This is a genomic window from Crocosphaera sp. Alani8, assembly GCF_038442745.1.
Lineage (GTDB): Bacteria > Cyanobacteriota > Cyanobacteriia > Cyanobacteriales > Microcystaceae > Crocosphaera.
The window spans coordinates 17285-29036 of sequence record NZ_JARVCN010000322.1 but is presented as its reverse complement, the minus strand read 5'-3'; the positions used below and the strand labels follow the sequence as shown (position 1 = coordinate 29036).

Below are 11752 nucleotides of genomic sequence, written 5' to 3'. Positions count from 1 at the left end.
TGTTTGGCCTAAGTTTTCGCAGCGAGTGACCCCTGGCTTTTTGAGAAGATACCCTTCACTCAGTAATGATAAGGCATTACGAGCCATAGAATCAGCTAAGTTTAGTTCGGCTCTTCGAGTTTGATTCCATGCCCATCCAGCAGTTAGAAAAGCAATTAAGGTAACTATACTCAAACCTATTGAACCTAAACGTAATTTTTTATTAGTTTGTTTTTCTTTTTCTTTTTCTAATTCTTGTTGTTGTCTTTGTTTTTCTTGTTGTTCACTACGAGTTTTTTCTTTAATACTTTCTTCAATAAAAAATTTCTCAGCTAATAAATCATCAGGACGTTCTTTTAATCTTTCTTCTGCTTCAACTAAGGCAGCACCTCGTAATAAAGAGTTCTTATCTTGATTAGTGGCTTCCCATATTTCTTTTGCAGAGCGTAAACGGTCTTGCCAAGCTCTAAAAACACGATCTTTATTCATCCATTCTCGTAATTTTTCCCAATTCTTAATTAATGATTCATGAACAACTTCTACCGTCTCTTGTTCTGTTACATTCCGACTAGTTACCACTAATCGAGCATCAACTAATTGTTTAACCAAAGACCAATTGTTTTCTCCCAATTCCCCTTTAATAGCGAGCCTTCTTGTATCTTCTGTCCCTTCTCCTGGACGGACTAATTGAATAAAAATATGTTTTACTTTTTCTTTTTCAATCGCAGTTAGGTTTTTATATTGTTCATCAGCATGACGAGCTAATGCTCCTTCAACTTGACCAATTTCTTCATAAATTTTATGAGTCAATTCCTTACTATTTCCTCGTTTCCATAACTCAGTCAAAGCAAATTCTAGTAACGGTAAATTACCAGGTTGAAATTCTATATTGTTGAGAATACGCTCCACTAAACCTGGTTCAAATTTAACTCCTAAGTCATGAGCAGGTCTTTCAATAACTTCTGTTAATTCCTCACGGTTCATTGATCTAATTTTTGTGTCATTTTTCCTGAGAAGATCAGCAAAATCAGGATAAGAAAGAGCATTTCCTAAAAAATCTGCCCTCATGGTTGTTACTAGGATAGGGCATAAATTAGAAATAGAAGATAACCCCTGATTTTTATCTTCAGAAAAGTTAGAAATTAATACATTTAGAAAACTATTTTGAATTGTTGAATCATTACAAAGAGTATAAAGTTCTTCAAATTGATCCGCAAATAGTAATAATCTTTGGTTGGGATGATTATTTCTTATTTGTAGAAAAATATCAGTTAGGGAAATTTCTTCTGTATATAATGATTTAGTTAACTTACGACTTTGAATGATAGTTTCTGTCTCATCTAAGTTAGGTGCATAAAGAGGAATTAAAGCTAAACATAGAGCGTGGAAGGGGTCTGAACCAGGACGAAAATGAGTAAATAACCAATTACCTTGCTTTTGCAACTTTGGTATAAGTCCGGCAAAAACAACTGAAGATTTGCCACTTCCAGATGCCCCTAATACGGGAATAAAGTTACGGGTTTTTGTTGCTTGATAAAGTTCGTCAATAAATATATCTCGTCCAAAGAAAAACTCTGAATCATTAGGTCCAAAATGGAATAAACCACGATAAGGACAAACTCGATTATCCTTAATAGGCTTTTTTGAATCAATAGGTTTTAAGTCATAGTTGCCATAATAGTAGTTATAGATGATTACTTTTTTGCTTTATTATTAATCACTCCCATAGAATCAACAGAACCTTCAAAACTTCCGATAGCAACAGAACCTTTCCCAGTTGCTTTAACATCCCCAACTGTAATATTTTTTTGTCCACCTGATTGCTCATTGATTGTACTAAGTAAAGCTTGAGCTAATTTTAGTAAGTCAGAATCCTCCGAAGCTTGAGCAGCTTCTATTTCCTCTTGTAGTGTAGCTTGACGACCTTTAGAATCAGGCTTTTTTTCTAATTTATCAACAGCATCAACCAAATCGCTGTCTTGACCAAATTTTTGTTTTAAGGCTGATTTAAGAGCCTTATAGCTATCGTTAATAGCATCTTTACTCAAACCAGCTAGAGCCGCTATTATCGCTGTTGTGATTGGGTCCATAGGAAAAACTTTGATAATTACCAATAATTATGAAGCTACCCTAATCATAGCGGAATTTTAAACCTCTGTGCATAATCAACCATAGTCTTAAACTAGCAAACTTGCCACGTATCAACACTTGATGACACAGTTACAAGATGTGAAGCTATTACTTATTAAACCATCTTTTTTTCCATTGACTACTGGTTTCTAAATTACTTTGACTTTGTTCTTTTTCTCTTCTAATTTGGATTATTTCAGCTGTATCTGATAAGTTAGGATCTCGGTATGGAATGGCCGCACGGGTTTGTAGATGTTCTTTTTCTTGTTGGGATAATGGTGGTAAATTATTGTCGTTCCAGTTAGCAATTGTTCCAGGCGATCGCCTTCCTACGTTCCTAGTGGCTCCTATTTTTAGCCCTGCTAATTGTAGCGCAGTTCTTACAGAAGCGGCACAAGAATAGGTTGCTAAATTTCCATCTTTTACTAAACACTTAGACAATAATTCTATGAATTCTACTGTCCATAGTTGTGGACATTTGGGAGGTGAAAAAGGATCTAGAAAAATAGCGTCTGCTTGAAAGTTTTTATCAATTACTATTTGTATAGTTTGTCTTGCATCCCCTAGCAATAATTGAGCGTTTAAAAGATTAGTTTTGATTTTATGATTGTTAGTTAAGTTTTTTAAGTTATCAATAACATTCTCAGAAAAATTATTTAACAAGTCAGAATCTATTGCTTGTAACGGCACATTTATGTTGTTTTCTAATGCAAAAAGTTCTACTTTTTTGTTGGGATCAATTGACCAAATATTTTCTAGAGCAACGGCGGTATTATACCCTAATCCATAACAAATATCTAGAATTTTAATAGTATTTTTAAGAGTCGTTTTTTCTTTAATTTGACAAGGTTCAATAAATTTATATTGTGCTTCCTGTTTTGCTCCTGAATGAGAATGAAATAACTCTTCAAACTCATCAGAAAAGAAGGTGTATGATCCGTCATCGGTAATTGTTTTTATAAATCTTTTTTCTAACATTTATTTTTCAAGCTACTTCTGTTAAATTAGTTGTGTGTATCATCATTATCCTAAATTTAAAAATTTTTTGTCATACTTGTAAAAATAAAACTCACGGTATTATTATATAATAAAGCAATAACAATTTTAGATATAAACTTAAACCCAAAATAATTTTTGATACTCATTTCTTGAAGATCATGGAACAACAAAGTTTTCCTGCTAGACTTCACATCCTTGTAGCGAAAAAAAGCGATCAAGCTATTATTATCAGAAGAGGTCCATCTAAGCATACTTGCATCATTGGTTGGGATCGAAAAAACGATATTTTTCGAGTGTCTCAGTGGTTAAAAGGACGTATCTATGAAAGACGATCGGATATATCCTCACTGGGAGACTACTGGATATATTTTGCCATGAATGGGAAATGGCATTGTAATGTGGGATCATGGACAGCGATCGCTAGAGTACCTTGGTTAAAAGCGATCGCTTTTTTTCCGAAGGGTGACTGTTGGTTTGGGGGTGGTTTATTTTTAGATAATAATTCTTATTGGTTAAACGGTGGTTACATAGATAATCATGAGTTATATTTCGATAGTTATAAGGTTAAAAGAAATAGAACTTATACCCCTCCTAACTATTATGGTGGTGAATGTCTTACGGTTTATTATAATCGATTACAACGGGATGGTTGGAAACTAATTGAATGGTCAGATGAGGTATATTTAGATAGCGAAACTGTTTTTGAAAAGAAATTATATCACCAGTGGATATTAAGAAAAATCTGTCACGAACAAGCAGGTTCACCTCCAGGAAAAGGTTGTTATTGGGATGAACATATTCTATATAATGATACAGGAAAGTTATTTATTTATCCAGATTGGGAATGGGCTGAATGGTTAGATAATGCTATTTTTTATGCAGAAAAAGGTTGTCTTTATCGAGTTCAAATTGAAGGTTGTAATCAGCTTAGTAAACCTAAATTAATCCATGACTTTAATGATTATAAATTTGAAGCTATTAAGGCTGCCTATTAAGTAATTACTGATAGCAAATACCTGCGTTTTTAAGACGGTTCAAAGCTTCTCCCAAGCGATCGCATTCAGCTATTAAACTAATTCTGATATACCCTTCTCCTCCTTCTCCAAAGGCATTTCCAGGGGTAAAAACAATGCCTGTTTTTTCTAAAACATCTAGGGCAAAATCCGTTGAGTTGCTACCAGTTGGACAAGGAACCCAAAGATACATAGTAGCCTGAGAAGGTTTGATCTGCCAACCTAATTCCCCTAATCCTTCGATCAAAAAATCTCTTCTAGTTCGGTAGCGTTTTTGAACCTCTTTAATATAACTATCGGGTAAGTTTAATGCGGTTTCAGCAGCCGCTTGAACAGCCGAAAAAATACCATAATCAAGATTAGTTTTTAACGTTCTTAAACCTTGAATAATCTCTGCATTTCCCACTACAAAACCCACGCGCCAACCAGCCATGTTATAGGTTTTAGAAAGGGTATGAAATTCCACCCCAATTTCTTTACCTCCAGGAATTTCTAATAAGCTAGTGGGTTGATACCCATCAAAAGCCAATTCTGCATAACATAAATCATGAACTAACATGATTTCGTAATGGGTTGCCCAGTTAATAATTTCTTCAAAAAAAGCTTTTGGTGCTGTGGCGGTTGTGGGGTTATTAGGATAATTAAAGTATAAAATTTTAGCGGCTTTAGCAACCTTTTCGGGGATAGAATTAAGATCAATTAACCAGTCTTTTTCTGCTGATAAAATAATCGGATAAAGGTCAGCGCCGGCGATTAACGGACCGCGAAAATGAGCCGGGTAAGAAGGGCTAGGAACTAAGACCACATCCCCAGGATTGATGTATGCTAGGGCTAAGTGACCTAATCCTTCTTTTGAGCCTATTAAGGGTAACGCCTCGCTGCTAGGATCTAGATCTACGCGGTAACAACGACGATACCAAGAGGTGATGGCCTGGCGAAAACTGGCTGTTCCTTCAAAGGGTGGATAACCGTGGGTTTGAGGCTGTTCTAAGGCAGCGATCGCTCCTTCTATGACTGGTTGGGGTGCCATACCATCGGGGTTTCCCATGCCTAAATCTATTAAATCTAATCCCTGTTGTCTAGCCTTAGCCTTTAGTTCATCTAATCTAGCAAAAACGTAGGGAGGTAAAGCTTTTAGGCGATCGGCGCGACGTATCCAAGTCAAACTCATAGTCACAGGAGTTTTAAAAATTACAAGCGGCCTATAATTATAGCAAAACTTATGGTTCTTTATTTAAGAATTATTTTGAGTGGAAGGGGTGATGATTTGGGTTACTGTACATCAAGCAATGTCTTTTATGGTTTTAGGTTAATGGATTGAATAGCAGAAAAATTAACCATCATTCTGTAATTTTAACCATCGGGCAGTGAACCCCAAGGAAAAGCCCTGTACGGACACAGAAATCAGGACAATGAAGAATACCACATTGAACAAAGTTATTGCGTCAGGAATGCCAACTGCAATGGGTCTAATAGCTAAAATAATCGGAACTGCACCCCTAAGTCCCACCCATGAAATAAAAAATCTCTCAGAAACATTATAAGAACTCATAGCTAATCCAATCATTACACTCAAAGGACGGGCAACAAACATTAAAAATAAGGCAATTATTACAGCAACAGGTGCAACCGCTACGAGTTGTGAAGGGAATACTAAAAGTCCTAATAATAAAAACATTCCTATTTGCATTAGCCATGAAATACCATCGTAGAAGTCAACGATAGAATTTTTATAGATAAAGTTGCTATTACCCAATACTATCCCTGCTACATAAACTCCTAAAAAACCGTTACCTCCTAGAAAAGTAATCATTCCATAGGTTAATAATACTTGTCCAATAGTAATAACAGGATATAAACCTTGTGTGTTTAGTTTAATGCTATTAATAGTCCAATTTATTAAAAGACCAAACCCATAACCACCAATAATCCCTATAGCAAGTTGTAAAAGTAAACTAATACTTAAATCCAGTAAAGAAATATTGCCAGTGTTAACAATGTTCACTAAAGCTATGGTCAATAATACTGCCATAGGATCGTTACTACCAGATTCTAATTCGAGTAAAGGCTGTAAGTTTCCTTTCAGGCTTAAATTACTGGACTTAAGAACCGAAAAAACTGCAGCTGCGTCGGTTGAGGAAATAATCGCCCCTAATAGTAAACCTTCTACCCAGTTAATACCATCAAATCCTACCATTACGGAAGAAAAAGAACCCAACATAAACCAAGCAAAAGATCCTAAAAAGAACATGGTTAAAGTAACACCAAGAGTAGATAAAATTAACCCTTGTATAAGTATTGGTTGAATGCTTTTCCATTTTGTTTCCAGTCCTCCGGTAAATAAAATGAAAAGTAGGGCTAAATCTCCTATTGTTTTGGCAATTTCATAATTATCAAAGTGTAATCCCCCTATTCCATCTGAACCAGCCAACATTCCAATTAAGAGAAATAATAGTAAGGCAGGAACACCAAATTTATTAGCTAATTTGCTGGCAAAGGCACTAATTAATAATAATAGTCCAGTGGCGATCAAAATATATTCAAAAGATAAAATTAGCATGATTAATTTTTAGAGTATATTGAGTAACAATTTAATCTTTCTTATTCAAGCTTGGACTACACAAAGCTAACACATAGTCTCCTTGATTAACAGAACAATTAGTAGAAATATCAAAAATAAATCCGTCCTTTTCTGCACAAATATTAATTATTTCTGGCAACTTTCCCTGTTTATTAAAACTAAGGATTTCATAAAGTTTCTCTCCTGCTTTAGCTTGGTTCTTTAAAGATAGTCTATTTTGGATCATGCCACCAGTAGGTGCGTAGTAGTATTGAATATCTTGACGAGCAAATAAAGTAATTTCTTTACTAATTAGAGAATGATTTGGTAAATTTAAAATTCTTTTTTTCACTAAGTAGTTAATGATTCCGTTGAAACCTACATTAACTGATTGAGAATTCATTGTCATGCCTGAACCTAATTCTAATGTCCAAGATTCTCGCTCAAGATTAATATTTCTTCCCTTATTCTCTAATTCTTTTTCTAAAGCTAACCAAGGTTTCATAAATGCTTCATCAAAGGCATCTCCGTCATAAGTATCCATCAAAATACCATAATCTATCTGAAAATACTTAGCACTTTCTTCCTGTTGTCCAGGAAAACAAAAAAGATAATCAATACATTGATTACTAGAACTATGAATGTCAATTACATGATTTGCATCCATAGAAAGTGATTGTAACTGATAACGATACTGTTCAAATAAAGGTGCGCTACTATAACTATTTATTTTTTCTAGTTGTTTACTAAATGCCTTTTTTTGTTGCTGTAAAAAATTCTCTTGAATAGTTAAAGAATCAAACTTGATATTATTGTTAACAAACTCCTCTAAATTTTGACAAACTTTTTCATAATCCCAAAAAATACGATTCCAGTCTTTTCCATCATAGCTATTAAACCGTCCTGAAGAAAAATGATGACTACGTTGATTAGTTCCCAAAGGGTTGCAGACAGGAAGTAACCAAATTTCTCCACTGATTTGTTCTTTCTTAAGACTTGAAAAAAAGTTGATTAGTTGAGAAATGACTGCATTGCCAACAATTTCTGAACCGTGTAAATTTGATTGAATATAAACTTTTTTACCTTTTTTATCACCAACAAATTTATATAATTGTAAAGAAAATTCGTCACCAGAAGCAAGCTTAAATAAATTTAATGTTTCAATGGCTGGTTTCATAGACATTGGGATTTATGAAAGTTTAATCATTAATAAAATTTTAAGAATACCACAAAAAGTTGACAAAACTGCTAGAAAAAAACTACCGTTAAAAAGCCCCTTCATTAAATAAATAAAATTAGTAGGTAATGTGATATGGTACAAGCCAAACTTGGAGATACAGTCAAAGTCAACTATACAGGTAAATTGCAAGATGGGACAGTTTTTGATTCTTCGGTAAATCGTGACCCCCTACAGTTTTCCCTTGGAGAAGGCCAGGTTATCCCAGGTTTTGAAGAAGCGGTAGTGGGAATGAGTCCAGGAGACAGCAAAAGTGTTACCATTGCCTCACAAGAAGCTTACGGTCCGTATCAAGACGAATTAGTGATTGTGGTGGATGAAAAACAAATGCCATCAGATTTGTCTGTAGAGGTGGGACAACAGTTACAAATGCGTCATTCTGACGGTCAAGCGGTTCCTGTCACAGTTACTAATATTAAAGATGATAAAGTTACTTTGGATGCTAATCATCCTTTAGCTGGAAAAGATTTAACATTTGAGATTGAGTTAGTAACTATTCAATAAAAAATTAACAGTTAGTAGTTGTCAAGTGTAACAATAGGAAAAAGCTTCTAACTGTTAAATTAATTAATTTAATTATTTACTTGTTTTTAATAGGTTTGGATATTAAAAAATATGAATTATCCTCAATCAGAAACAGAGAAAGATCGGCTGATTCAGGAATTACAAGAAGAAATTATCCGTTTAAAAGCTGATCAAAAAGTTGCCCTAAATATGCAAGAAACCTTGCGAGAAAGTGAGGAAAGATGGCAATTAGTATTACAGGGAACTAACGAAGGAATTTGGGACTGGAACTTAAAAACAGATGAAATGTTTTTTTCCCCCCGTTGGAAAGAAATGTTAGGTTATAAAGATGAAGAATTACCGAGTCATATCGATACTTGGAAGCAATTACTTCATCCTCAAGATAGAGAAAGGGTGATGAAAATTTTAGGCGATCATTTTGCCCAAAAAACAGATCACTACAGCGCAGAATTTCGTCTAAAATGCCGAGATGGGAATTATAAATGGATTTTATCCCGTGGAAAAGCTTTGTGGGATGCAACAGGAACCCCTGCAAGGATGGCGGGTTCTCACACAGATATTAGCGATCGCAAAAACGAACAAATATTATTAACTTCACTTATAGATTGTATCCCTGATCTGGTATTTTGCAAAGACTCCAGGGGATTTTATAAAATGTGCAATAACGCCTTTGAAACATTTGCAGGAAGAGATAGAAAAGATATCATCGGTAAAAACGACTTTGACCTTTTTTCGCCAGAAGAAGCATTAGGGTTTCGCAAACAAGATCGCTTTATGATGTTACAGAAACAATCCCGTCGCAACGAAGAATGGATTACTTATCCTAATGGGAACCGTCGTTTAGTGGATACCTTAAAAACTCCCTTTTGTTGTCCCGAAGGTAAGTTAATGGGAACCATCGGTGTTAGTCGAGACATTACCAATCGTAAACAGAAAGAAGAAGCCATTAAAAAACAGGCAGAAAGAGATGCTTTACTCAGTAATATTGCCAGACAATTGATCGACCAAGACCTCAATACAGCAGTTCATTTTATATTAGAATCCATAGGAAAATTTACCCAATGCGATCGCAGTTATATTATTCGTCATTCTCCTCGAGAAAAGGTGTGGAGTATGCTCCATGAATGGTGTAGTGAATATATCCCCTCCACTATTCACGATTCCCAAAATATTTCTTTAGAGGTATTTCCTTGGTTTTCCAAAAAACTCATAGAAGGTGAATTTATTTGCATCAATAGTATTGAGGATTTTCCTCCAGAAGCAACAGCAGAAAAAGAAGCCTACGAAAACAGTTTAAGCCCCAATACCTTAGTAGTTCCTATGATGACAAGAGGTCAAACAGTTGGTTACCTAGGTATCGATAGTAATATCTACAAAACCTGGACTAAAGAAGATATTAACCTATTAAAATTAGTGGGAGAATTAATGGCGATCGCAGAAGCAAGAGCGATGGCAGAAGAAGCACAAAAAGAGTCTCAGGCAAGGTTTGCAGGTATTTTAGATAATGCAAATGAAGCTATTATTTCTATCGATGAACAGCAAAAAATAACCCTTTTCAACCATGCTGCCGAGCAGACATTTGACTATACTTCTGATGAAGTAATCGGTCAACCTTTTAATACCTTAATTCCCACTCGATTTACTAACGATCATTATCAACACATTAACAATTTCAGAAACACTCAAGAAACCGCTAGACAAATGGGAGGTCGTCGTCCTGTTTTCGGTCAACGAAAAGATGGTACAGAATTTTTAGCAGAAGTTTCCATCTCCAAAATAAAGTTAAGTGGAAAAACTATTTTCACAGCGATTATTAGAGATATAACGCAACGCAAGCAAGCAGAAGAAGCCCTAAAAAAAGCCAAAGATCAAGCCGACACAGCTAACCGCGCCAAAAGTGAGTTTTTAGCTAGTATGAGCCATGAATTAAGAACCCCCTTAAACGCTGTTTTAGGCTTTACTCAAGTCATGCAAAGAGATCAAACTTTAAAAGAAGAACATAAACAAAATTTAGATATTATTGGTCGTAGTGGAGAACATTTACTAGAGTTAATTAACGACATCCTAGAAATGACGAAAATTGAAGCAGGGAGAACCACATTTAATCGCACTCAATTCGATCTCTATCGTCTGCTGGACAATTTAGAATCCATGTTGCATTTAAAAGCAGAAGAAAAAAACTTACAACTGCTCTTTGAAAAATCTCCACAACTCCCCCAATACATAGAAACCGATGAGGGTAAACTGCGACAGGTTTTAATTAATCTCTTGGGCAATGCCATTAAATTCACTCAAGAAGGTGGGGTGATATTGCGCATTAAAACTAATCTAAAAAATGCAGAAAATTCCACACTAATCCTAACTTTTGAAATTGAAGACACAGGGCCAGGTATTGCATCAGAGGAAGTAGATCAACTGTTTGAAGCCTTCGGACAAACGGAAACAGGTCGAAACTCCAACGAAGGCACAGGATTAGGGTTGCCAATTAGTCGTAAATTTATACAATTGATGGGAGGAGAAATCACTATTAGTAGTATTTTAGGACGAGGTAGTTTATTTACTTTTACTATTGAAGCGACGATGGTTTCTGCTAATGCTATAAAAAATAATAAACCCTCCCGCAGAATCATTGGCCTAGTTCCTGGACAACCAACCTATCGTATTTTGGCCGTCGATGATCGTCTCGAAAGTCGTATTTTATTAGTTAAGTTGTTATCGTCGATGGGATTTAATGTTCGTCAAGCTAGTAACGGACAAGAAGCGTTAGACATCTGGGAAAGTTGGCAACCCCATCTGATCTGGATGGACATGAGGATGCCTATTTTAGATGGTTATAAAGCCACCCAACTGATAAAAGCAAGCCCCAGAGGACAAAAAACCGTTATCATTGCCCTAACCGCTAGTGCCTTTGAAGAAGAACGACATTTAGTTCTATCAGCCGGGTGCGACGATTTTATGAGAAAGCCTTTCCGAGAAGAGGTACTATGGGAAAAAATTGCTCATCATCTAGGGGTTGATTATGTTTATGAAGACTTAGATGACCAAAAACTCTCTTCTCATCCCGATCAACACCTTGCCCCAAAAACCACACCTCAACTAGAATACTTCCTGCAAAAAATGCCCCCTCAATGGATTAACTCACTCCATCAAGCCGCCCTAGAATGTAGTGACGATAGTATCTTAGAATTAATTGCTCAAATTCCCTCTGATAGTCAACCTTTAGCAACCGCTTTGCAAGAATGGTCCGAAAATTTTCTATTTGATTCTGTGATCGAATTAACTCAAAATACAATTAAGTGACCTTGTAGG

The 11752-nt window shown here is 35.5% G+C and carries 9 protein-coding genes; 3 read left to right on the top strand and 6 right to left on the bottom strand.

Features of this window, described 5'->3' with window-relative positions:
- The 3 genes from P9B04_RS17070 to P9B04_RS17060 form a co-directional block, all read right to left on the bottom strand.
- On the bottom strand, nucleotides 1–1614 hold a 1614-nt coding region (locus P9B04_RS17070), incomplete at its 3' end, for an nSTAND1 domain-containing NTPase (protein WP_446718014.1).
- A gap of 59 nt (nucleotides 1615–1673) precedes the next feature.
- Nucleotides 1674–2093 carry a hypothetical protein gene (locus P9B04_RS17065; protein ID WP_342056177.1) on the bottom strand — a complete coding sequence of 140 codons (420 nt, stop codon included), beginning with the start codon at nucleotides 2091–2093 and terminating at the stop codon, nucleotides 1674–1676.
- A 124-nt stretch (nucleotides 2094–2217) separates the two neighbouring features.
- Entirely contained in the window at nucleotides 2218–3087 is an 870-nt protein-coding gene (locus P9B04_RS17060) for a tRNA (5-methylaminomethyl-2-thiouridine)(34)-methyltransferase MnmD (protein ID WP_342056176.1), read from the bottom strand.
- A 179-nt stretch (nucleotides 3088–3266) separates the two neighbouring features.
- On the opposite strand from P9B04_RS17060, the gene P9B04_RS17055 reads away from it, so the two are divergent.
- Nucleotides 3267–4103 (top strand): hypothetical protein, encoded by an 837-nt coding sequence (locus tag P9B04_RS17055; RefSeq protein WP_342056175.1) that lies wholly within the window; start codon nucleotides 3267–3269, stop codon nucleotides 4101–4103.
- A 4-nt stretch (nucleotides 4104–4107) separates the two neighbouring features.
- On the opposite strand, the gene P9B04_RS17050 is transcribed toward P9B04_RS17055, so the two are convergent.
- The 3 genes from P9B04_RS17050 to P9B04_RS17040 all read right to left on the bottom strand — a co-directional run bounded on the left by P9B04_RS17050 (nucleotide 4108) and on the right by P9B04_RS17040 (nucleotide 7858).
- On the bottom strand, nucleotides 4108–5292 hold the full coding sequence (locus P9B04_RS17050; RefSeq protein ID WP_342056174.1) for an aspartate aminotransferase: 1185 nt from the start codon (nucleotides 5290–5292) through the stop codon (nucleotides 4108–4110).
- Between the two features lie 162 nt (nucleotides 5293–5454).
- The gene (locus P9B04_RS17045; protein ID WP_342056173.1) at nucleotides 5455–6681 is read right to left on the bottom strand and encodes a potassium/proton antiporter; all 1227 of its coding nucleotides are present in this window, start codon (nucleotides 6679–6681) and stop codon (nucleotides 5455–5457) included.
- 31 nt (nucleotides 6682–6712) lie between these two features.
- On the bottom strand, nucleotides 6713–7858 hold the full coding sequence (locus P9B04_RS17040) for a M14 family zinc carboxypeptidase (RefSeq protein WP_342056180.1): 1146 nt from the start codon (nucleotides 7856–7858) through the stop codon (nucleotides 6713–6715).
- Nucleotides 7859–7993: 135 nt separating this feature from the next.
- Between P9B04_RS17040 and P9B04_RS17035 the strand changes: the two genes are divergently transcribed.
- Complete coding sequence (locus P9B04_RS17035) at nucleotides 7994–8422, top strand: FKBP-type peptidyl-prolyl cis-trans isomerase (RefSeq protein WP_342056172.1); 429 nt, start codon at nucleotides 7994–7996, stop codon at nucleotides 8420–8422.
- Nucleotides 8423–8533: 111 nt separating this feature from the next.
- Entirely contained in the window at nucleotides 8534–11743 is a 3210-nt protein-coding gene (locus P9B04_RS17030; protein WP_342056171.1) for a PAS domain S-box protein, read from the top strand.
- Nucleotides 11744–11752 lie beyond the last annotated feature (9 nt).

What these genes read in the sequence shown, in the direction of transcription:
- P9B04_RS17060 (WP_342056176.1), bottom strand. Translation starts at nt 3,087, where the DNA reads ATGTTAGAAAAAAGATTTATAAAAACAATTACCGATGACGGATCATAC.
- P9B04_RS17055 (WP_342056175.1), top strand. Translation starts at nt 3,267, where the DNA reads ATGGAACAACAAAGTTTTCCTGCTAGACTTCACATCCTTGTAGCGAAA.
- P9B04_RS17050 (WP_342056174.1), bottom strand. Translation starts at nt 5,292, where the DNA reads ATGAGTTTGACTTGGATACGTCGCGCCGATCGCCTAAAAGCTTTACCT.
- P9B04_RS17045 (WP_342056173.1), bottom strand. Translation starts at nt 6,681, where the DNA reads ATGCTAATTTTATCTTTTGAATATATTTTGATCGCCACTGGACTATTA.
- P9B04_RS17040 (WP_342056180.1), bottom strand. Translation starts at nt 7,858, where the DNA reads ATGAAACCAGCCATTGAAACATTAAATTTATTTAAGCTTGCTTCTGGT.
- P9B04_RS17035 (WP_342056172.1), top strand. Translation starts at nt 7,994, where the DNA reads ATGGTACAAGCCAAACTTGGAGATACAGTCAAAGTCAACTATACAGGT.
- P9B04_RS17030 (WP_342056171.1), top strand. Translation starts at nt 8,534, where the DNA reads ATGAATTATCCTCAATCAGAAACAGAGAAAGATCGGCTGATTCAGGAA.